Origin of the sequence: Mesorhizobium sp. M1142 (assembly GCF_040318565.1) — a bacterium.
GTDB lineage: Bacteria > Pseudomonadota > Alphaproteobacteria > Rhizobiales > Rhizobiaceae > Mesorhizobium.
On sequence record NZ_JAMYMK010000031.1, the window covers coordinates 1 to 22,117 of the forward strand.

Below are 22,117 nucleotides of genomic sequence, written 5' to 3' on the forward strand. Positions count from 1 at the left end.
CGACCTCAATGCAAGCCAACGATAGGATGGCAAACTGTTCGCGATGTCCTCGCACAGCTGTTCGCGATGTCCCCGGTCCAAACACACCCTTGAGGGGGAGATGTCCGGCAGGACAGAGGGGGGTGCTGTCCCGCCAACCTCAAGGTTTTGGATGGCGGCGTCCCGCTATCGCCTCACGCGAACGGCACGGCGGTCGTGCCTTTGGGCAGTTTCGCTTCGTCGTCGGGTTCGACATGGATGATGACCCGCACGGAAGGGATCTCTGCCTGCAGCGCGTCCTCGATGCGGTCGCAGATGACGTGGCTGGCGCCGACCGACATGTCGGCGTCGACGACCAGGTGGAACTCGATGAAGGTGGCGCGGCCGGCGATGCGCGTCTTCAGGTCGTGGACCTCGAGCGCGCCCTTGCAATTGGCCGAGATGATGTCGCGTATGCGGATATGTTCCTGGGTGTCGACCGCGCGGTCCATCAGCCCGTTCATCGACGAGCCGATGACGTGCCAGCCCTGCCACAGAATGTTCAGCGCCACGATCACCGCAAGAGCCGGATCGAGAACCTGCCAGCCGGTCAGTACGGCGCCGACCAGGCCGATGAACACACCGACCGAGGTCGCCACGTCGGTCATGATGTGCCTGCCGTCGGCAACGAGAGCCGGCGATTTTTCGCGTCGGCCGGTGCGGATCAGCGTCAAGGCCCAGACGGCGTTGATGACCGTTGCGACGCCATTGACGGCAAGGCCGGTCCATGGCTTTTCCAGCAGGGCGGGATGCTGCCAGGACCACCAGACCTCATTGAGGATCAGCAAGGCGGCAAGCACGATCAGCACGCCTTCGAGGACGGCCGAGAAATACTCGGCCTTGTGGTGGCCGAACGGATGGTCCTGGTCGGCTGGCTTGTAGCTGACCTGGATCGCCCAATAGGCGGCGGCAGAGGCAATGACGTTGACGATCGATTCCAGCGCGTCCGAATAAAGCGCGACCGAACCGGTGACGTACCAGGCCACCAGCTTCAGGCCGAGCACGACGCAGGCGACGACGATCGACCAGAAGGCGAGGCTGGCGACCTTCTGCCTGGCGGCGGCTTTGATTTCCGCCGCGGTCACTGGGGAAAAGATCCCAACACTGAGCCCTCGAACTAAGCGGCCTTTTCCTTGGCCTTGCGCGGCAGGTGCGCGACGATGTTCTCGATGATGCGCATGCCGGCATTGTGGCCGAGCGTCATGATCGATTCCGGGTGGAACTGCACTGCGGCGATCGGCTCCTTGCGGTGCTCGAAGGCCATGATGATGCCGTCCTCGGTCTCGGCGGTGACGACAAAACCATCGGGCAGCCGTACCGGATCGGCAAAGATCGAATGATAGCGGCCGACCGTCACCTCCTTGGGCAGGCCGGAGAAGATGATGCCCGGCTTCGACACGCGGATGCGCGACGGCTTGCCATGCATCGGGATGTGCAGTTGGCGCAGCTCGCCGCCATAGGCCTCGGCCAGCGCCTGCAGCCCGAGGCAGACGCCGAAGATCGGCAGGTCGCGCGCACGGGCCCGCTTGATGGTGGCGGCGCAGTCGAAGTCCTTCGGCGTGCCGGGGCCGGGCGAGAGCACGACCAGGTTTGGCTTCAGCCGGTCGAAGATCTCGTCCGGCACCGGTGTGCGCACCGTCGAGACATTGGCGCCGGTCTGGCGGAAATAGTTGGCGAGCGTATGGACGAAACTGTCCTCGTGGTCGACCAGCAGGATGTTGACGCCGTCGCCGACACGCGCGGTGCTGCGTTCGGTGCTGGCGGCATTGCCTGATTTGGCGTCGCGGATGGCGGAGAGCATGGCGGATGCCTTCAGTTCGGTTTCGGCTTCTTCTTCCTCGGGAATGCTGTCGAAGAGCAGCGTGGCGCCGGCGCGCACTTCGGCGATGCCATCCTTGATGCGGATGGTGCGAAGCGTCAGGCCGGTGTTCATGTCGCCGTTGAAATTGACCATGCCGATCGCTCCGCCATACCAGGCGCGCGGGCTCTTCTCGTTCTGCTCGATGAAGCGCATTGCCCATAATTTCGGCGCGCCGGTAACGGTGACGGCCCAGGCATGCGACAGAAAGGCGTCGAAGGCGTCCATGCCTTCGCGCAGCCGCCCCTCGATGTGGTCGACGGTGTGGATCAGGCGGGAGTACATCTCGATCTGGCGGCGGCCGATGACGCGCACCGAGCCCGGCTCGCAGACCCTCGACTTGTCGTTGCGGTCGACGTCCGAGCACATGGTGAGTTCGGATTCGTCCTTCTTCGAATTGAGCAGCTTCAGGATCTGCTCGCTGTCGGAGATGGCGTCGTCGCCGCGCTTAATGGTACCGGAGATCGGGCAGGTCTCGACGCGGCGGCCGTTGACGCGCACGAACATTTCCGGCGAGGCGCCGATCAGATATTCGCCCTCGCCGAGATTGATGAAGAAGGAATAGGGCGAAGGGTTGATGCTCTTCAGCTTGCGGGAAATCTCGGAGGGCTGGGTTTCGCAGCGTTCGTAGAACATCTGCCCCGGCACCACTTCGAACAGGTCGCCACGCTCAAAGCTCTTCATCGCCTTGCGCACCAGCTTGGCATATTCGCCGGGCTCGTGGTCGCCGCGCGGCGGGATGCGGTCGGCGGTCCTGAACGGCTCGACGATTTCGTCGCGCGGCAGGCCTTCGGTCGAGAAGCCATCGCCGGAATAGTCGTAGCGGTCGGTCCAGGCCTTGGTCGAATAGTGGTCGACGACGAGGATCTCGTCGGGCAGGAACAGCACGAGATCGCGCTGGCTTGGCTTGCGCTCGAGCTTGTAGTCGACCGGATCGAACTGGAAGGCGAGGTCGTAGCCGAAGGCGCCGTAGAGGCCGAGATTGGCATCTTCCTCGGTCTTGAACAAGGCGGTGATGGCACGCAGCACCGTGAAGACGGAGGGAACGCGGCTGCGTTCCTCCTCGGTGAAGACACGGCCGGGCTTGGCAACTTTGAGGCGGACGAGTTTGTTCGACGTCTCGGCGATCGTGACATCGTCAAGGCCGGCAAGCACCGTGCCGATCACCGGCAAAAGCACCTCGCCGCGGCGGTTCAGCGCCTCGATGCGCATGGCGCGGCCGCGTGCCGAGATCACCACCGGCGGATCGATGATGGCGGTGTCCCAGCGCGTATAGCGGCCGGGATATTCGTAATTCGAGGAAAACACGGCGCCGCGGCGCGAATTCAGCCCGTCGACATAGCCATCGATCGCTCCCTCATAGGGCCGATCATGGCGCTGGCGGGTAATCGCCACGCCGCCCGCAGTGACGAAGCGCTCGGCTCCATTCTCCAGAATTTTCGTCGTCATTGCCGTCTCCATCAGCGTCTTTGGGCAACGGACCCGGGAATGGCTTGAAAAAACAAATGGCCGCCCGGACATTCCGCTGCGGCCACCCTCTATTGTCACGCGAACGCGTTCGAACAGGCCGCTGTCAGCGAGCCCACCACCAAATGGTCTTGATCGAACGCATGTTCATGGCGATTCCCATAGCGGCGATTGGTCGGCCGCGCAACTGGATTCAAATGAAGGCTTCAATCCTCCAGCGTCCCGGACCTTGCATCGGCGCTCTTCCTGTCGCCGACCAGCTTCAAGAGGTCTTCGCCGGCGCGGATGATGCGGCGGGAACGCCGCGTCAGGATGAGGCCCGCCTGCGGCGCCAACACTTCCGTGCGGCCGTCGGGCTCGCCGGGCGCGTGGACGATGGTGGCAAGGCGCGCACCCTTGGTGACGCGGTCGCCCGGCTTCACGTCGTAGAGGATCGCGCCCGAGCGGGGCGCCGGCATCATCTCGGCGTTTTCGAGCGGCGCGACAATACCGGTAAAACAACTGGGCCCGACGAAGCTGCCAGGCGCGGGCAGCGCCTGATCCTGGATGACGCCACGCGCCACCAGCAGCCGGTAGAGCCCTTCGGCATCGGCGACGGCCAGGGCGCCGTCGACATCGAGTATGCCGCGATATTCGACCGTGGTGGCGACACGCCGGTCCAGGCGCGCCACGTCGGCTGGAGCGTTCTGATACGGCATGATCGAGGCGCCTTCGAAGGTGCCGTCGGGATCTTCGTGCCACAGCATCACCGCATCGACGCCCATGGCCGCTGCACAATCCGCCATGGCCGGCCACAGGCTGGTGTGGACATAAAGATAGGCGAGGCCCTCATCGTCGCAATGCAGGTCGAGCACAATGTCGTGGCCGATGGAGAGCTGCAGCAGCCGCGTTTTCAGCCGCTGGTCGACCGTGCCGTGCGTCGGCAGCAGGGCGACGTCGGGCGCGGCGAGCCGCGGAAAGCCGCGATTGAAATTGGTGCGCGTGCCCAGATGAAAGCGGCCCTGATGGTCGCCGTAAAGATATTGCGCGCGGCCTATCGGATTGGCCCAGGGCACGATGGTCATATTGCCGGTGATGCGGCCTTCGGCTTCCGCCTTGCTGAGCATCGGCATTAGCGTGTCGATAGCGACGACGCCCGGCAATTCGCCGGCATGAAGTGCCGCCTGCAGATAGGCGGAAGGCGCCGTCTTGTCCGACCCGGCGAAGCGGAAGAAGGGGAATTCGTAGGAAACGCCTTCGCTGTCGCCGGCGATGCGTTCGATGGACTTCTGCATGCTGGCCTCCGTCAAGAGTTCGGAAGACATGCCCGTCGCCGGCGCGCTTGTCGATTGGTCCAGCCAGCGGCGCTATGGGCGCAATGAGCCTACTCGGCGGGATGCGCGAGGGGTCGCGCGATACGCCCGGTTCACACCAGCGGCTTGAGTTCCTGGGCGATGGTCGGCAGAAGCTCCGAGACGTTCGGGTGGATGTGGACGGCGCGCGCCAGCGTGCTGACCGGCGCCTTGGCATACATCAGGTCGAGCACGCAGTGCACCGCCTCGTCGCCGCCCGGGCCGAGCACCGAACAGCCGAGGATCTCCCTGGTGTCGGCATCGACCAGGATCTTCATGAAGCCTTGCGTCTCACCTTTTTCGACTGCACGGCTGACGCGGGTCATTGGTCGCTGGCCGACCAGGGCGCGGCGGCCGGATTTCCTTACCGCTGTCTCGGTCATGCCGCAGCGGCCGAGTGGTGGGTCGATGTAGAGCGCATAGGCCTCGATGCGGTCGCTGACCTTGCGCGGATCGTTGTCGAGCAGGTTGGCGGCGACGATCTCGTAATCGTTGTACGAGGTGTGGGTGAAGGCGCCCTTGCCGTTGCAGTCGCCCATCGCCCAGATGCCGGGCACGCTGGTGCGCAACTGGTCGTCGACGACGATGAAGCCGCGTTTGTCGACCTCGACGCCGGCTTTGTCGAGGCCGAGATCGTCGGTGTTTGGCGTGCGGCCGAGCGCCAGCAGAACATGCGAGCCGACCGCAGCCGCCTTGCCTGGCGAGAAGGTCACGGCGATTTCGTTGCCTCGCCTGGCGAAGCGGATGTCGTCGGCGCCGAGATGGACGGCAATGGCTTCGTTTTCGAGGATCGACAAAATGGCGTCCGAGACGTCCTCGTCCTCGCGGCCGATCAGCCGCGGGCTTTTTTCGATGACCGTGACTTCGGAACCGAAGCGGCGGAACATCTGCGCGAATTCGAGCGAGACATAGCTGCCGCCGACGACGATGAGATGGCGCGGCAGCTCGTCGAGATCCATCATCGACGAGTTGGTCAGGTAAGAAATGCCGTCGATGCCGGGCAGGTCGGGCACCGAGGCGCGCCCGCCGGTGTTGAGGAATATCTTTTCGGCGCTCAGCAGATCGTCGCCGACGCGCACCGTGTTGGCGCTTACGAAGCGCGCATGGCCGCGATAGAGCGTGCATTTGTCCATGCCGGCAATCCAGCCTTCGAGATTGCCGCGGGCGTCGTTGGAGACCTTGTCCTTGCGCGCTTTGATTGCCTTGTAGTTTACGCCGACGGGACCGGAGAGCGTCACCCCGTAATCCGCGGCGGAGCGGGCGAGATGCGCGGCATAGGCGCTTGCCACCATCGTCTTGGTCGGCGTGCAGCCGGTGTTGACGCAAGTGCCGCCGACCAGCTTTCGCTCGATCAGCGCCACGCTCATGCCGGCCGCATTCAGCCGGCCGGCGAGCGGCGGGCCGGCCTGCCCGGCACCGACGATGATGGCATCGAATGTCTTTGCCGTCATGCCGCCGCCGCCACGATCAGAAGCCCGCCGGCGATCGCCACCGCGTCCTCGATGAAGGCGGCGGGCGGGTCCTTGCCGAAGCCGGTGGCCAGGCGCTTGCGCGCCTCGGCGCCGCCCAGCGTGCCGATCACCGCGCCGATGGCGCCGGCGATCAGGCCGCCGATGATGGCGCCGCCGGTGGCGCCGATCACCGCGCCGGTGAAAGCGCCCAGGACGATGCGCGTGCCGAATTGCTGCGGCACCTTGCGGCTCGGCGTCGATGGCAGCTGGTCGGTGACCAGTTCGGCGATGGCCAGGATGGTGAAGATGCCGACGGCGATCCAGTGGCCCATGAAGCTCGCCCAGGTGCCGGCGACCGGTAACCAGCCAAGCCAGGCGCCCCAGGCGACCGCGGCGGGCGCAGTCATGGCGCGAAGCCCGGCAACGACGCCAATCAGGAGTGCAAGAATGTACAGCATGATCGATCCCCTCGATGGCCGGCTTGGGACAGGTCCGAGAGAGCAAGCTACCATAGGTCGGGTATTTGACCAGAGGTGGTGTCGCCGCCGGCGCTTCCGTATTTTCACCACTTGTGCTTTGGCAAAGTTGAAACTGGAGTTGCGGCCATGACGGCGAGCGAACGCACGAAAATGGCGGCGGGCGAGTGGTATTGCTGCCTCGATCCGGAACTGGAGGCGCTGCGCATTACGTCGCGCGACGCGGTGTTCGAGCACAACAGCCTACCACCGCGGCAGCGTGGCGATATCGGGCCTGGATTGCGGACGCTGCTCGGCGCTGCGGGCGAGGGCGCCCGGATCGAAGCGCGGTTCCACTGTGCCTATGGCTTCAACATCTTTCTCGGCGACCGCGTCTTCCTCAATGCCGGCTGCACCATCCTCGACACGGCGCCAGTCCGCATCGGCAAGGGAACGCTGCTCGGCCCTAATGTGCAGATCTATTGCGCCGAGCACCACAGAGAGACTGCTGGGCGGCAGGCAGGGCTGGAAATCGCCAGGCCCGTCGAGATCGGCGACAATGCCTGGATCGGCGGCAGTGCCATCATCCTCGGCGGGGTCAGGATAGGCGACGGCGCCATCGTCGGCGCCGGTGCCGTGGTGACGCGCGACGTGGCGGCGAACACCACGGTGGTTGGTAATCCGGCACGGATAATCAGCAACAGCTGAGCACCGTGCTTCTGTCGCCGGTCATGTCGTCGTTTTGATGGACATGGGGGCGGCTGTGTCACTTGGCCGGAGGTGGATGCAACCGTGTGTCGAGCGCAAACGCCTCCTGCGTCTTCATGGCGTATGCCCCTCTGGCGAGGCTCGCGTCGAAGATCAGGTTCCAGCTATGCTGCGATACGGCGCTCGGAATCACAACAAACCGGTGCCGTTGCAGAAGATCGTCGCCAAACGCCTGTTGTCCGGAGCTCGGGATGCCCGGGCGCAACCAATTGGGGTTGGGCACGGCGGCGGGGTCGACGATATGCACATCCGCGACATCGCTGACGATCGCTGCCGTCATGACATGCGCAATCGTGTCGAGCACCCTGAAGCCCTTATGGACCGCAACTTCGAGGATCGCAGTCGACGGATCGATCGAGCAGTAGACGGCGCGCACGCCCTTGCTGTTCCAGCGTCCGCCCACCCTGTATGCGCCCTCGCCACTATCCCATGTAGGCGCAAACGCGGCTTGATCGAGGCGCCATCCGATGAGGTCGGAGCCACCGAGCGCCGCCGGCAGCGGCGTCATGCATAAACGCCATATTCAAGCCGTTCCAGATAGTCTTCTACAAGCTCGATCCCCGCCGGTGTCGCCAGAAGGTCGATTGGACGACGCTGGTCGAGCCCAATCGCCGGGCGCTCCAGCCATTGCTCTGCCTCCACCTGCGAACCGAACACGTCGGTCGCTTTCGACAGGATCTCCGCGAACTTCCAGGTTCGTCCGCTCTGGTCCTGACTGAGAGGCTTGGAAGGAGCATCCTTGCGGCGCTGGTAGGTGCGCAGGCTCATGCCGACGGCCTTCTCCAGCGAATCAGTCTTCTGGATGAAGACGAGTTGCCCGATAAGATGGTCCAGCGCTGAAGCCGGCAGGCCGTGCAGAAGCAACTCGTGGGCATCCAGAGCGCTGCTGAGGCGCCTTGCCAGAATGCGGCTGCCGCCTAGCAATTTCGCCACCTTCTGAAGTTCATTGTTTTTTGCTGCTGGCGCAGCCTTTTCCAATGCCATCGCTACGGCGAGCCCTCTTCGCGTCATCTGTCGCTTTAATATATGACAGATGACGCAGAGCCTTTCAAGCACGACAGGCTCGAGAGCAGGGCAATCGCTTAGAGAAAAAGATAGCCTGCTCGGGCCAGATGGCAGTCCAACGTTGGCACTGAAGCGATTGCCCTGGAATCGAGCGCAAGCCTAATTTCGCCTCGGCATGTGCGCCACGCGCTCCGCCTGAGCACTCTTCGAGAATTCGCGCCGGTACTGCGCCGGCGAGGTTCTGAGCCGCGCCGCGAAATGCTGGCGCAGCGAGGTGGCGCTGCCGAAACCGGCCTCGAAGGCAACCGTGTCCATCGATTTTTCCGTTGCCTCCAGCAGCCGCTGCGCCAGCTGGACGCGCTGTTCGGTCAGCCAGTCACCGAAACTGGTGCCGATCGTTTTCTGGAAACGGCGCGTGAACGTCCGGCGGGTAAGGCCGGCGAGACCGGCAACGCTGTCCAGACTGTGCGGCTCACCCAGGGTTTTGCGCACCGCTTCGAGAGCCTGGGTGAAGCGGTCCGCATTGCCGGTCCTGGCGATGGGACGTTCGATGAATTGAGCCTGCCCGCCCTGCCTATGCGGAGAAAGCACGATCTGCCGGGCCAGGCGAAGTGCCGCCTCCGCGCCGTAACGAGCCCGTACGACGTGCAGGCAGCAGTCGAGCCCGGCGGCGACGCCGGCGGATGTCACGACATCGCCATTGTCGATGTAGAGCACTTCCGGTTCGACGAGAATGTCGGGATAGAGTTCCTGCAGCTGATCCGCGTAGGCCCAGTGCGTCGCCGCTCGCCGCCCCGAAAGCAGTCCGGTCGCCGCAACAGCGAACGTTCCCAAGCACAGTCCGACGATCAGCGCGCCGCGCTCGTGCGCGCCAAGCAACGCGTCGATCAATGCGGCTGGAGGCGAGCTCCCGAGATCCTTCCAGCTTGGCACGATGATGATGTCGGCGTCATCGAGCGCGGAAAGCCCGTGCGGGACGCTGATGGTCAGCCCGGCATCGGTGCGGATCGGCCCGTCCTCAATCGCGCAGACCCGGAAGTCGAAGCGCGGCAGGCCGAGCTCCGTGCGATCCGCGCCGAACACGAGACACGGCACGGAGAGATGAAACGGGCTGATGCCATCGAAGGCGATGGCGGCAACGGCAGGATCGGTCATGGGAGCTCCAGCAACGGGCGAGGCCGATTGTCCCAATTCTTTCGAATAATGTCAATTGGGACACTTTTTGCGATCCGGCCCCGAGCTTATCGTCCACCCATTAATTTCAAACAGGAAAGGAAAACCCCATGTCGCAACCAGCCACAGGCAAAGCTCCACGCCGCGCCCTCATCGTCATCGATGTTCAAAACGACTATGACGGCGGCAACCTCGCCATCCAGCATCCGCCCTTCCGCGACAGCGTCGTCAATGTGGCGCGAGCGATGGACGCGGCCACCGAGGCAGGCGTCAAGGTGGTGGTCATCAAACAGTTGGCGCCGGAAACCTCACCGGTCTTCGCCAAGGGCAGCCATGGCGCCGAGTTGCACCCGGAAATCGCCAGGCGAAACCGTGACCACTATGTCGAAAAACACCTGCCAAGCGCCTTCACCGGCACCGACCTCGAGGCGTGGCTGCGCGCCAACTCTATCGATACGATCACGGTCATCGGCTACATGACGCATAATTGCGACCTGTCGACGGTCATCCACGCCGTGCATATGGGCTTCGAGGTGGAGTTCCTATCGGACGCAACGGGGTCATTGCCCTACGCCAACAGCGCCGGCTACGCGTCGGGGGAGGAAATCCATCGCGTCATGACGATCGTCCTGCAATCGCGCTTCGCGGCCGTTCTCAAAACCGCCGAATGGATCGAGTGCCTGAAGACCGGCGTGGTACCCCAGCACGACACACCCTATGCCTCCAACCAGCGCGCGCTGGCGCGGAGCGCAGCGTAGGAGACCATTGCGGACAGGCAGAAGGGCGCCGCAGCGTTGCGGCGCCCTTTGCCGTACGAGCACTGATTATCCCTAAAACAGGCCTTCGATCTGGCCGATTTCGTTCAGGAAGATCTTTTCCGACGATGGCGCTTTGTGCAGACCGGGCATGGTCATGACCTCGCCGCAGATGATGACGACGAAGCCTGCGCCGGCAGACAGCCTGACCTCGCGCACCGGTACGGTGTGGCCGGTCGGCGCGCCGCGCAGATTCGGATCGGTGGAGAAGGAATATTGCGTCTTGGCCATGCAGACCGGCAAATGACCGTAGCCGGCGTGCTCCCAGGCGTGGAGTTGGTCGCGCACCGATTTGTCGGCGATCGCTTCGGAACCGCGATAGATGCGCTGGACGATGGTGTTGATCTTCTCGAAGAGCGGCATGGCGTCGGGATAGAGCGGGGCGAATTGCGACGCGCCGGATTCGGCCAACGCCACGACTCTTTTGGCCAGTTCCTCGATGCCGGCCGATCCCTGAGCCCAGTGCTTGCACAGGATCGCCTCTTCGCCCATCGAGGCGACGTAGTCCTTCATCGCCTGGATCTCGGCCTCGGTGTCGGAGTAGAAATGGTTGATGGCGACCACAGCCGGCACACCGAACTGGCGGATGTTCTCGATGTGGCGGCCGAGATTCGCACATCCCTTCCTGACCGCCTCGACGTTCTCCTTGCCGAGGTCCTCCTTCTTGACGCCGCCATTCATCTTCATGGCGCGAACCGTGGCGACGATCACCGCCGCTGCCGGCCTCAGGCCGGCCTTGCGGCATTTGATGTCGAAGAACTTTTCGGCACCGAGATCGGCGCCAAAACCGGCTTCGGTGACGACGTAATCGGCTAGCTTCAGCGCCGTCGTCGTGGCAACGACGGAGTTGCAGCCATGCGCGATGTTGGCGAAGGGGCCGCCATGGACGAAAGCCGGGTTGTTCTCCAGCGTCTGCACGAGATTGGGCTGCATGGCGTCCTTCAAGAGTACGGCCATGGCGCCGTCGGCCTTGAGGTCGCGCGCATAGACGGCCGACTTGTCGCGACGATAGGCGACGATGATGTCGCCGAGGCGCTTTTCCAGGTCCTTCAGGTCGGTCGACAGGCACAGGATGGCCATGACTTCCGAGGCGACTGTGATGTCGAAACCGGCCTCGCGCGGGAAACCGTTGGCGACGCCGCCGAGCGAACAGATGATCTCGCGCAGCGACCGGTCGTTCATGTCCATGACGCGGCGCCAGACGACACGGCGGGTGTCGATGCCGAGCTCGTTGCCCCAATAGATGTGGTTGTCGATCAGCGCCGACAGCAGATTATGCGCGGTGGTGATGGCATGGAAATCGCCGGTGAAGTGGAGGTTCATGTCCTCCATCGGCACGACCTGCGCGTAGCCGCCGCCGGCGGCACCGCCCTTGACGCCGAAATTCGGTCCGAGCGAAGCCTCGCGGATGCATACGATGGCCTTCTTGCCGATGCGGTTGAGGCCATCGCCCAAGCCCACCGTCGTCGTCGTCTTGCCTTCGCCGGCCGGTGTCGGGTTGATGGCGGTGACGAGGATCAGCTTGCCATCCTTGTTGCCCTTCACCGACTTGATGAACTCGGCCGAGATCTTCGCCTTGTCGTGGCCGTAGGGCAGAAGATGTTCGCTCGGAATGCCGATCTTCTGGCCGATCTCCTGGATCTGCTTCTTCCTGGCGCCGCGCGCGATCTCGATGTCGGACTTCACTTCGGCCATGGACGACTTCCCTCTGAATTGGACGGATTTGACTAGTGTGGTCGCAAGAATAGCCCGGCATTGCAGGCGCGGGCATGTTCTACCCCTGTCGCTGCCGCGGCGTCAACTTTCATGCAACTATGTTTCCTACGAAGAAAATGCCTCTGCGGCCGGCTGCCCTGCTACAGGTTCTTTTCGCGCCGGTTGCCGCGCCGTATAGAAGCCAGAGCAGGCGCGGTTCCGCCGTCTCAAAACAGCCGCGTAATACGCGAAAAGCGACAGAAGCAACGGCGCAAATTCACCAGCGCCGGCTGTGCGGGACGATCCGCTACTGCGTCAGCACGTTGCTGATCTCGACCATGTTCGAGCGCACCCTGAGTATGTAAAACCCCATCGTCGTCAGATGTGTCGGCAACAGCCAGCCGTCCTCGCGACCATTGGCGATGATGAAGGGCTGGATGCGCAGCGCCGAGACGAATTGCGCGTCCATCGTATCCCACAGGTTCTGCAGGTGCTTTTCCTTGATGACGTCCTCGAAGTCGGCCTGTGCGCCCTTCATCAGCCCGTAATAGGCATAGAGCTGGCCATAGGCGAACCAGAAGCGGTCGTCGGCGCGCGTGTCGAACCAGCCATTATTGTGGTTTTCGGCACGCTCCTTGAGGATCGCCGAGGTCGAACCGATATCGGACGAAATGCGGTCGATATACTGCTTGAGATTGTCGGCGCGGGCATCGAACGTCGCCTGGCAGGCTGCGAGGCGGGCGTTGAAGGAACGCAGCTTGCGCACCGCGTCGCGATAGTAGCTCGGCGTCGGCGTCTTGGGCCCGAACGGGTTCAAGCCGAAATACCAGGTTTCCTCATCGAACTGCAGATTGCCGCGGGCGTCCTGCAGGTCGGCGTCGATCTGCGAGGTGGTGCGGACGCGGCCGAGATTGTCGGCAAGCTCGGTCGCCGTGCGCCGCACCGCCTGGTTGATGCCGCGCTGGAACGACGCCTTGTTGTCCATGAACGGCGTGTGGTCCCAGTCGATGCCGAACAGGCCGAGCTTGTAGAGGATCATCGACGACACCCAGGCATTCTGGTTGACGTTGAAGTCGGTCAGGTCGGCAGCGACCTGGGCAATGGCTGAATTTCCGCAGGTCTTGGCCGTGTCGGTGCCGGCGCCGGCGGAAACCTGTTCACCGGCGGAGCTGTTGCGTTTTTCGAACGTGTATTTGTCGACGTAATTCGGGTCGAAATTGTTCCACCACTGGGTGGCGTAGAAGAAGTTGACATAGAGACCGATCAGCACGAGCACAGCCAGGCCGAGCACCGCCTTCAGGATCCAGCCGCGTTGCCTGTACCAGCGCCCCGCCCACAGGAACGGCCACAGGATCGCGCCGATGAGCAGGCCGATGCCGCGGCCAATCCACTGGAAAATCCGGGTGAAGAAATTCACGATCGGATCAAGCATGGCGATGTCACCCCCTCAGTCAGTCAAGCCGTAGAGGCGTGTGCGAAACGCCACCTTGTCCTTCAGATATGTGGTTTTCAGAACGTCCACAACATGCGATCGCCAGGCGTCGCTGAAGCCTTCATAGTCCCTGTAGAAGCCCGGCTTGTTGAAGACGTAACGCGAAACGAAGTCCTGCGGCACGAAGTCCGAGATCAGCTGGTTGGTCAGCCAGGCGTCGGGATGGTCCGGCTTGGCGCGGATGACCAGGAAGCGCTGCTGCGGGAACACGTCCTCGATCTTGAGATGGCCGAGCTGGGCGATCTCGCGCTTGGCGGCGTTGAGGAAGGGAAAATTGCCGTCCCTGGTGATCAGATCGGTATGGCCGTGGATCCAGGTCTGCAGCCAGACCTTGTCGACGTCGGTCAGATTGCGGTCGGGATCGGCGTCGCGGATCAGCGCGCGCACCACCATTTCGGCGCGATGCTCGAGATAACCGGAGGTTTCGATCCATGAGGCGCGCGGCAACTCGAGGCGGCCGGTCGAAGCGAGGAATTTGAACACCTTGTCGGCGTCGTGGATCGAAAGGTAACTCACCTGCCATGGCCGCGAGCGGCGGAAGCCCGGCGCTGCCGGGTCGCTGATCACCGTCGTCACGTCCGGATCGACAAACACATAGAGCCCGCCGAAATGGCTGGTCCAATAGGCATTGTGGCGGAAGATCACCTGGTCCGGCACCAGCGCATTCTCGCGGATGTCGCCGCAGATCTTCGCCAGCTCGACCATGTGGGCCAGCATGGCGTTGTCGCGCCAGGCATCCGGCTCCTGTTTCAGCCGGTCGACCAGCTTGCCGAGCTCGGCGGCCTTGCCGAGCACATCCTCGGCCGACAGCACCTTGAACTCGACCTGGTTGATCGACAGCAGGTCCTCGATGCCGTCGACCTTGGGGACCGAATCCTCGATCTCGCCGTAGATGACGTCCTTGATCGTCAGCGCATCGATGGCGCGCTGGTTCTTGGACATGAACTCGTACATCAGCAGCGAGGTGTTGGAGAACGCCGTGTGCACCACCGGCAGGTCGATCTGCGACGGCGTCAGGATGATGAAGCGGCGGTTGACCTCGTTCGGATCGAGGTAGCTGTAGTCGCCGCATTCCTCGGCGACCTGCGGCGAAAAGCCGGTACGGTCGATCTCGAAGCTTTTCAGCTTGGTCGGCTTCAAGCCGAACGCGACCATCGCCTTGTTGTAGCGCTGGATCAGATGCGGCTCGTCGATCGTCAGCAGCCGGCCGTAGATCAGCTCGTTGTCGCGCAAGAGGTCCATGGGCAACTTAGACGATTTGGAGGGACTTCATAAGCCCTCGATGAACTACAATGCTCTCCTTAAAATTCAATTCTGCGTCAGGCCGTTCGTACCTAAACATATGGATACCTACCCTCACGACATTGCCAACAACCGAAAAATAGAATAAAGTTCTCAAAATAAAATCTACATCAGATATTTTCAGCGTGTTCGATTTTAGTCGCTGATTGTAAGCTGACTTAAACTCACTGATATTCAGTATCCATTTTCTTGATTCAGAGAATATCGAAAAGACGCTATCAATATCGGGTATAAGCCCATGCATCTCGTCAATAAGTTCTTTTCTTAGATAATTAGAGTATGCCTTGTCCGCATCTTTTACAGTATCAGCCGATATTTCTTCGCCATTTTTACTCAACTCAATATCTGCGCACTCTTTTAGATAATTTATGTAGTCGCGAGGCCTGCCTTGGGTGCTCATCGTGATGTACTTATAAGAGTCAATCTGCTTTTTTCCCCCTGAATAGCTCATGGGCGATCGTGAAAAGATAGAACACCAGAGTTTCTCAAAATTATCTTCTTGAATTCCGAAGACACGAGAAAGGCGGTAAGCAATCAGCCTTCTGATTTCAGGATCTTTCCATTTGAGTGATATTTCAAGATCTCGCCACTTATTTTTGTCGGCGTCCTTTATAAGATCATAGATGTCGTCTCTAAGGAAAATTACTGGGTACAGTTTTTTCCCTTTTGAGGTTATAGATGATCTAACATCTTGAACAGCCTTAAATAGACTTGTGAGAAGGTCTAAATAATTACTTTTATTGTAGCTAGCAAAAACATCTTTATAATCCTCATCCAATTCATCGAATAGAACGAATATCTTTTGATCGGGAATATTCTTCAGCACAAAAGCTTCTAAATTTTCCACTTTCTCCTGAAGTGTCGCCTTTTTCTTGTTGCGAAGCCAGTTCGTTACATTTATACCTGATCCTAAGACGTTTATTCCAAAGTCGCCAGCGATCCATTTTCCCACAATCGTACCCAGATTGTCACTGTCCGGAGCTGGGAACGCTTTCTCAATTGTACGCCTTACAAGAGGATCTGTATGGACGCTTCTGGCAATTGATCTGCACGCTGCGGAATATATAATTAATTTCCATATAGTTATGTATTGGTTTGGTTTCGTATATGTGCTATTATCTTGAGTATATAACTCATTGAATGGGAAATTTTTGAACGTTAATTTTGAGATTAGGTTCAAATTTGAATCATCATGATCGTGCAGATATTGAACAAGCGCCGTTTTTCCTGTACCTTTTCTGCCTATTACATAAGCTTTTTCTCCATCAATAATGTCGTGAAGCTCTGGAACAGTAAAGAAATATCTCTTAAGATCGTCGAGGCGAGCCTCAAGCTTCCACTTCGAAATTTCCGACAAAGCTTTTCTGCGAGTTTCTTTCGAGAGTTCGAGTGTTGGGCCTGCATACGGTTCAAGTGTTTTTACCCGATTTTGCTTTTCAGGGCTCGGGCGACTAACTGTCATCGCACTTCTCGCGTTGCGAGCTTTCATTTTTCCATCGGATTCATCTGCTTCAAAGGACAACCTTTTACCCTTCTTGAGGTCTGTCCAAGCACCGTGATATTCTGAAGAGTGAAGGAAATAGCGAACGAGAGTACCCTCGGCTTTGACGAAGCCGTAGTTTTTGCCAATGGGCAAAGTGTCAACCCAGCCGTAAAGCACTATTCCAACCCTCCCTTATGTCCGCGTCGAAAGTATATTGTAACTCACGCATTCCACAGCCCCTTCTTCTTCATCTCCTCGATCTCGCGGACGGCACGCTCCCGCAGCCGAGTATCGCGGATCATCTTGCTCACCGCGGCATCGTCGGACTTGTCGGAATAACGGAATTCGGAATCCGCATAGCGATTGATCTCCTGCATGACCATGTCCATCGAGAATGGCCCGCGCAGTTCCTCGATCATGGCTTTCTTGTCGTCGTAACCCTTGTGCATGAAGGCTTCCGGCTTTTCGAACCACTCGTCGGGCAATTCGATGTCCATGGCACGCATCTTGATCGCGTCGGTGACGTTCTTGATGGCGCGGCCGGTAAAGCGCGGCTCGGCATCCTTGATCATGTGCAGATAAGTGCCGATGTCGGCCATCGTCTTCGGTGCGCCGTTCTCCTTCATATAGCGCTCGTAGACCTTCATCAGCCCGTCTTCCTGCGGCTTTTCATGTTCCTCGTAGGCCTCCATCACCGCGCGCTGGATTTCCTGGGCAGCGTAGAGCTTGTGCTCGCCGAGCGGGATCTTGTGGTTCTTGCCGGCGAGCAGAACGAAGATGTCGATGTAGTCGTCGCGGCTCTGCGGGCCATCGACCAGCCAGCGCGCGCCGGCGCGCTGGCGCAATGCGTCGTCGACGTTCTCGGGATAGTTGGAAAACATGCCGAACGAGCAATTGCCGCGCACCACCGTGCCGGCACCCCCGAACGCGTCCATCAGGACGCCGGTGATTTCCTGCTGGCCGGCCGAGGCGCGATCGTCGGAGCGGCGTGCGGCGACCTGGTCGATATCGTCGATAGTGCCGAAGCCGATGACGCGCGGGTTCAGCACATTGTTGATGAACTGACGGCAGTTCTGGCCGGACTTGCCCTGGTAGGAGGAGATCTGGTCGACGCCGAAATTCTCGTAGGCGAAGGGATAGCCGGCGACCTGGCAGTAGCCGTTGAGAAGGCCGGCGATCATCTGGATCAGCGTCGTCTTGCCGGTGCCGGGCGCGCCGTCACCGATGAAGGTGAACAGGAAGCCGCCGAGTTCGACGAATGGGTTCAGCTCGCGCTCGAAGTCGTAGGCCATCAGCATCTTGGCGAGCTTGACCGACTGGTATTTGGCGATGTGGTTGCCGACGACCTCTTCCGGCTTCTTGAAGGTCATGACCAACGGTTTTGCCCGCTTGCCCGGCGCGACGTCGAAACCATCGAGCGTGAAATCGTCGACGTCGATGCGGATATGCGCGTTCTCGAACGGGCCGATGCCGTCGAAGCGGCCTTTTCGCGCCAAAAGCCCATCGATGGCAATACGGGCAAAGGCGCGCGCCCGGGTCATCAGGTCGGCGTCGTCCTTCGCGCCTGATATCGCCCTGTCGAGGCCGGCCACGATCGATTTCACCGCATCCTGGGGCGTGTCGAACAGAAAGTCCGGCTCGGGCGTGTCGTTCGGCGCCTCGCCGTCGCTATCGATCAGCTGGAACAGATAGGAGGCGAAGCTGAAGGCGGAAATATAGGCCGAAGCCGACAGCAGCTTTTTGAATGTGGCGGCCTCGTCGCCTTCGAGCGGCGCGCGGGCGTTTTTCGCCTGCAGGCTTTCGAGGTCAGAGCCTTCGGCGAAGACATCGGATATTGCCAACGCAATGGCCAGCCCACGCCGGGCGCGAAACAGCAGCGTGTGCTGCGGGATGGTCAGCAGCTGGTCGTCGGGATGGACGGCAGCGACGGTTTTGGCGAACTCGACCTCGCGCGTGCGGCGAACCGAGCCCACCGAAACGGTCGAGACGAAGCGGCGGTTGGTGCCGGCAAGCGCGGTACCGGATTCGCGCGATGGGTCCTCCAGCACGACGATGCGGGTGATGAAACTTTGCGCAGTGGCGCGGTGCTTTTCGATTGCCGCTTCCGGGATGGTGGTCAGACCGGTGTCCATGGAGGATACTCCGCGATTTGATGGTCAGACGTCGCTGATGACCTGCCCTTTGGACAGGATATGGACCTTGTAGCCCGAAAAGATCTTCTGCGCCTCGCCGGCGGCGTAAAGCGACTGATAGGCCTCATGCGGAATCAGCGCGTGGTTCTCGTAGCTCGACACGCCCTGGCGTGCGGCCTCGAGATCGTCGGTGTTGATGAAGAATTCCTGCGTCGTCTTCTCGCTCGAAAACAGCCCCTTGCGGCCGGGCTTCTCGGCCTTGGAAAAGACCTCCTGGATAGTCCAGGTCAGCAGCCAGGCGTTTTCCGGCTTGCGCACTTTGGCCAGCACTTCGTTCACCGTCGAATTGTTGTCGGTAATGCCGGCAGAATAGAACGGGCCGAGCACGACGCGGCGCAGCTGCTTGGGATGCAGCGTCTCGAAATCCCTGTCGAGGTTGACCGCGATCGTCGCCGGCGACAGCGTGTAGGCGGAATTCTTCTCGGTGAAATCGTCGAAACGGTGGGCGAGTTCGGGATTGAGCAAGCCGTCGACCGGCAGCGGAATGTCGACCCTCTCATTAAGCTTGCCGCTGCTATCGACCAGCTGCCGGATCATGTCGTCGGAGGAATCCTCGACCGTCGCCATGTAGACCAGCGGCAGGTTGGCGCTGCCGTCGAAGCAGGCCCAGTGGACCAGATAATAGGGCCGCAGCGTCTTCGGGTTGACCGAAACCTTGGCCGTCTGGGCGAGCGTGAACGGGCCGAAGGTGGTCCCGCTCTTGACGTCTTCGAGGTAAAGCCGCTCGGCCATCGACTTCTGCAACGCTTCGGGAAATTCCTTGTGGCGCAGAATGAAGTCGGCCATTTCCTCGCGCAGCTCGCTGGCCGAAGGGATGACGGCGAGACGGCTGTCGGCCTGGAGGCGGTCGTTTTCCAGTTCGAGCAGGTTCTGGAAAACCGGAAAACCGCTTTCGGCGCGCGAGATGCGGAACGTCTCGGTGAAACCCAGCCGGTTGCGCCAGCACGAGAACGACTTTTCGAGCCGCGCAATATATTCGGCGACGACCTTGGCGACGATGCCGTGCCGATAGAGCGGCGAGCGATCGTCGCGCATGAACACTTCGAGGCCGCCAAGTGCAGCCGCGATCGCCGAGAAATAGCGCGCCGCGGCTTCGTTTTCGGGGGTCATGCTGCCAGCCCTTGGGAGCAGTGCACGTGCAGCAATTACGACTGCACGTAATTTGCCGAATTGTGCTTCTTCATCACATCGTCGAAGCGGCGGGCGAAGGCGTCGTCGGCGAGCTTCTTGCGGCGCTGGATGTCGGCGGTGGCGACCATGTTCTTCTCGTGCATTTCAAGCAGATCGCCGATGTGCTTTTGCGAGGCGGCACCAATGCCGGCCATGGTCTCCTCGGCGGTGTTGTCGACCTGGCTGCCCAGCGTGTTGATCTTATGGGCGACATCCTGCTGGGCGGCGGTCTTCAGCGAATCTTCCAGGGCCTTGTACAGCACGATGCGCTGCTCGGTATCGATGGTCAGCTTGTTGATCAGCGTCGATTGCGCCGCGATCTGATTGTTGAGCGAATCGACGAAGGTCTGGAACATCGAGGTGTAGCGCTCCAGCGTCTGGCTCTCGGCCAGCAATTCCTGCTCCTTGGCCTGCTTTTCGTTGTATTCCGTGGCCAGTTTCGAGCGTTCGCCTTCAAGCTGCGTGCGCTCCTTCTGGCTGGTCGAGGCGGCGATCTTGTTCTCGATGTCGAGCAGCATCGGGTTGAGTTCCTCGATGCGCTTCTGCACGGTCTCGAGATTGGACATGGTTGTCTTGCGGCGCTCGATCACCTGCGACAGGCTGGCCTCGGAGGTCTTGTAGCGCGTGTCGAGAACCTGCTTCTGCGCCTTGAGGATGCCGACGATGGTGTCGGATTTCGCCAACAGCTCCTGCAAATTGCCGGCCAGCGACATGTTGCGGACGCGGTCGGTGCGCATGCGCTGTTTGCGCTGGCTGGAGAAGACGCCGACGAAATTCTCCCAGCCGGTGTAGTTCTTCATGCTCTCGAATTCGGCGCCGAAGACGTTGGTGGCGTCCTCCAGGCCGATGATCAGGTCGGCGATATTGCCTTCCATCACCTTCTGCTGCTTCAGCACGTCCTCGATGCGGGCATTCTCGATGTCGAAATTGGCGTCGCCGATCTTCTTGTCGGCGGTGGCGAGCGTGTCGAGCACGCTACCGGACTGCTCGATCTTGGTGCGCATGTCCTCTACGACCTGCTTGGTCTTGGCAATCTCGGCATCGAAATTCTGCAATGTCGCCATTGGGGCCTCCCGCTTCGGCATCGGTTTTCGTGTCGCGAACCGCCGTGACTATATGTGCCGGGTTTGGCGAATGAAAGACGGAAGACGGGCGACACCAGGAAACGAGGCAACTGGGGTCACGCTCAGGGCTTGGGATCAGCCTTGAGGTAGGCGATGACATTGGCGATGTCCTCGTCGCTGGTCAGGCCGGAGAAGGCCATTTTATTGCCGGGGACCTTCTGCCGCGGCGCGCGCAGGTATTCGGCAAGGCTTATTTCGTCCCAGACCAGGCCGGCGGCGCCGGCGTCCTTCATCCCCTGCGAGTAGCGGCTGAGATAACTGTCCGCGGTGCCGGCGGTGCGTCCGACGACACCCAGCAGATGCGGGCCGACCTTGTCGCGTTCGCTCGTTGCCTCGTGACAGGCCATGCATCTGTTGAAGACCTTCTTGCCGAGAGCGGCATCGCCGTCGGCATGCGCGGCAAGAGCTCCGACGATGAGGAAAGCAGTTGCAGACGAAATGGCTCGAAGCATGGGAACTCCCCGACGGCTCTGGCTGAGAGGTTTTGAAAATAGGAAGCAAGCCTTAACAAGCGCCGCACGATGACGCGATCGCGGAACGAATGTCGGCTGGGCGGACGGATGGACGCAACGCGCTGGTCAGGTTTTGATGAAGCCGATGAAATCGTCGGGCATGGCGCGGCCCATTTCCTCTTCCCAATGGCGGCGGCAGAGTGAGACATAGACGTCCTTGCCGATCGCCACCTGTTCACCCTGTTTCGCCACCTTGCCGTCGGCCCCTAGGCGTACCACCATCGTCGCCTTGCGGCCGCAACGGCAGATGGTGCGCACCTCGCGCAGCTCGTCTGATATCGCCAGCAGGGCGCGCGAGCCGGAAAACAGCTTGCCCTGGAAATCGGTGCGCAGGCCATAGCACATGACCGGAATGTTCAGCCGGTCGGCGATGCGGGCGAGTTGCCAGACCTGATCCTCTTCGAGGAACTGCGCCTCGTCGACAAAGACGCAATGCACCGTGGCGTGGTCATGATGCTCGGCGACCCGGGCAAACAGATCGTCGCCGTCGCGGAACAACTCGGCCTCCGTCTCCAAGCCGATACGCGACGAGATCAGCCCGGTATCGCCCTTGCGGTAGTGGCCGGCGATGAACAGCATCGTCGTCATGCCACGCTCGCGGTAATTGTACGAGGCCTGCAACAGCATCGTCGTCTTGCCGGCATTCATCGTCGCATAATGGAAGTACAGCTTGGCCATGCCGTCCTTTTAAGCCGAGTTGCAACAAAGCGGGGAGGGGGAGCGCCTACATTCCACCGGGAAAAGACGACTTCCATCCGTAAAGCGGCGGGCGTGTCGCCGATCGGCCAGCCTGCGCCGTTGTTCGT

Annotated in this window: 19 protein-coding genes; 2 read left to right on the forward strand and 17 right to left on the reverse strand. The window is 61.0% G+C overall.

Going from position 1 to position 22,117, the window contains the following annotated elements; all coding sequences use genetic code 11:
* Positions 1-173: 173 nt before the first annotated feature.
* The 5 genes from NKH42_RS29050 to NKH42_RS29070 form a co-directional block, all read right to left on the reverse strand.
* Positions 174-1,103 (reverse strand): cation diffusion facilitator family transporter, encoded by a 930-nt coding sequence (locus tag NKH42_RS29050; RefSeq protein ID WP_502896230.1) that lies wholly within the window; start codon positions 1,101-1,103, stop codon positions 174-176.
* Positions 1,104-1,135: 32 nt separating this feature from the next.
* A complete protein-coding gene (locus tag NKH42_RS29055) occupies positions 1,136-3,325 on the reverse strand; it encodes an anthranilate synthase (protein WP_352508984.1) in 2,190 nt (729 codons plus the stop codon).
* Positions 3,326-3,549: 224 nt separating this feature from the next.
* Positions 3,550-4,617: a M14 family metallopeptidase gene (locus tag NKH42_RS29060; protein ID WP_352508983.1), complete on the reverse strand. Its 1,068-nt coding sequence runs from the start codon at positions 4,615-4,617 to the stop codon at positions 3,550-3,552.
* A gap of 131 nt (positions 4,618-4,748) precedes the next feature.
* Entirely contained in the window at positions 4,749-6,125 is a 1,377-nt protein-coding gene (locus tag NKH42_RS29065) for an FAD-containing oxidoreductase (protein ID WP_352508982.1), read from the reverse strand.
* Entirely contained in the window at positions 6,122-6,583 is a 462-nt protein-coding gene (locus tag NKH42_RS29070; protein ID WP_352702948.1) for a DUF4126 domain-containing protein, read from the reverse strand. Before NKH42_RS29070 ends, NKH42_RS29065 begins: the two co-directional genes overlap by 4 nt.
* A gap of 147 nt (positions 6,584-6,730) precedes the next feature.
* On the opposite strand from NKH42_RS29070, the gene NKH42_RS29075 reads away from it, so the two are divergent.
* A complete protein-coding gene (locus NKH42_RS29075; RefSeq protein ID WP_352508980.1) occupies positions 6,731-7,288 on the forward strand; it encodes a sugar O-acetyltransferase in 558 nt (185 codons plus the stop codon).
* Between the two features lie 58 nt (positions 7,289-7,346).
* Here NKH42_RS29075 and NKH42_RS29080 read toward each other — a convergent pair whose 3' ends face one another.
* From NKH42_RS29080 to NKH42_RS29090, 3 genes are all read right to left on the reverse strand, one after another.
* Positions 7,347-7,856 carry an RES family NAD+ phosphorylase gene (locus tag NKH42_RS29080; protein ID WP_352508979.1) on the reverse strand — a complete coding sequence of 170 codons (510 nt, stop codon included), beginning with the start codon at positions 7,854-7,856 and terminating at the stop codon, positions 7,347-7,349.
* Complete coding sequence (gene parS, locus NKH42_RS29085) at positions 7,853-8,332, reverse strand: type II RES/Xre toxin-antitoxin system antitoxin (RefSeq protein WP_302896769.1); 480 nt, start codon at positions 8,330-8,332, stop codon at positions 7,853-7,855. Before parS ends, NKH42_RS29080 begins: the two co-directional genes overlap by 4 nt.
* 180 nt (positions 8,333-8,512) lie before the next feature.
* Positions 8,513-9,508, reverse strand: a complete 996-nt coding sequence (locus tag NKH42_RS29090) for a helix-turn-helix domain-containing protein (protein WP_352508978.1) — start codon at positions 9,506-9,508, stop codon at positions 8,513-8,515.
* A 128-nt stretch (positions 9,509-9,636) separates the two neighbouring features.
* Here NKH42_RS29090 and NKH42_RS29095 point away from each other — a divergent pair, with 128 nt between their 5' ends.
* Entirely contained in the window at positions 9,637-10,284 is a 648-nt protein-coding gene (locus NKH42_RS29095) for a cysteine hydrolase family protein (RefSeq protein ID WP_352508977.1), read from the forward strand.
* Positions 10,285-10,356: 72 nt separating this feature from the next.
* On the opposite strand, the gene NKH42_RS29100 is transcribed toward NKH42_RS29095, so the two are convergent.
* From NKH42_RS29100 to NKH42_RS29140, 9 genes are all read right to left on the reverse strand, one after another.
* On the reverse strand, positions 10,357-12,036 hold the full coding sequence (locus NKH42_RS29100; protein ID WP_352974697.1) for a formate--tetrahydrofolate ligase: 1,680 nt from the start codon (positions 12,034-12,036) through the stop codon (positions 10,357-10,359).
* Positions 12,037-12,343: 307 nt separating this feature from the next.
* Positions 12,344-13,468, reverse strand: coding sequence for a DUF2333 family protein (locus NKH42_RS29105; protein WP_352508975.1), 1,125 nt, complete (start codon positions 13,466-13,468; stop codon positions 12,344-12,346).
* 15 nt (positions 13,469-13,483) lie between these two features.
* A complete protein-coding gene (locus tag NKH42_RS29110; RefSeq protein ID WP_352508974.1) occupies positions 13,484-14,770 on the reverse strand; it encodes a DUF6638 family protein in 1,287 nt (428 codons plus the stop codon).
* A gap of 7 nt (positions 14,771-14,777) precedes the next feature.
* The gene (locus NKH42_RS29115; RefSeq protein ID WP_352906258.1) at positions 14,778-16,490 is read right to left on the reverse strand and encodes a cold-shock protein; all 1,713 of its coding nucleotides are present in this window, start codon (positions 16,488-16,490) and stop codon (positions 14,778-14,780) included.
* Between the two features lie 44 nt (positions 16,491-16,534).
* Positions 16,535-18,445 carry an AAA family ATPase gene (locus NKH42_RS29120; RefSeq protein WP_352690876.1) on the reverse strand — a complete coding sequence of 637 codons (1,911 nt, stop codon included), beginning with the start codon at positions 18,443-18,445 and terminating at the stop codon, positions 16,535-16,537.
* Between the two features lie 24 nt (positions 18,446-18,469).
* Positions 18,470-19,615, reverse strand: a complete 1,146-nt coding sequence (locus NKH42_RS29125) for a hypothetical protein (protein WP_352753428.1) — start codon at positions 19,613-19,615, stop codon at positions 18,470-18,472.
* A 35-nt stretch (positions 19,616-19,650) separates the two neighbouring features.
* Positions 19,651-20,739 carry a hypothetical protein gene (locus tag NKH42_RS29130; RefSeq protein WP_352478015.1) on the reverse strand — a complete coding sequence of 363 codons (1,089 nt, stop codon included), beginning with the start codon at positions 20,737-20,739 and terminating at the stop codon, positions 19,651-19,653.
* 122 nt (positions 20,740-20,861) lie between these two features.
* The gene (locus NKH42_RS29135; protein ID WP_352702956.1) at positions 20,862-21,251 is read right to left on the reverse strand and encodes a c-type cytochrome; all 390 of its coding nucleotides are present in this window, start codon (positions 21,249-21,251) and stop codon (positions 20,862-20,864) included.
* 126 nt (positions 21,252-21,377) lie between these two features.
* Positions 21,378-21,989: a thymidine kinase gene (locus tag NKH42_RS29140; RefSeq protein WP_352646628.1), complete on the reverse strand. Its 612-nt coding sequence runs from the start codon at positions 21,987-21,989 to the stop codon at positions 21,378-21,380.
* Between the last annotated feature and the right edge of the window lie 128 nt (positions 21,990-22,117).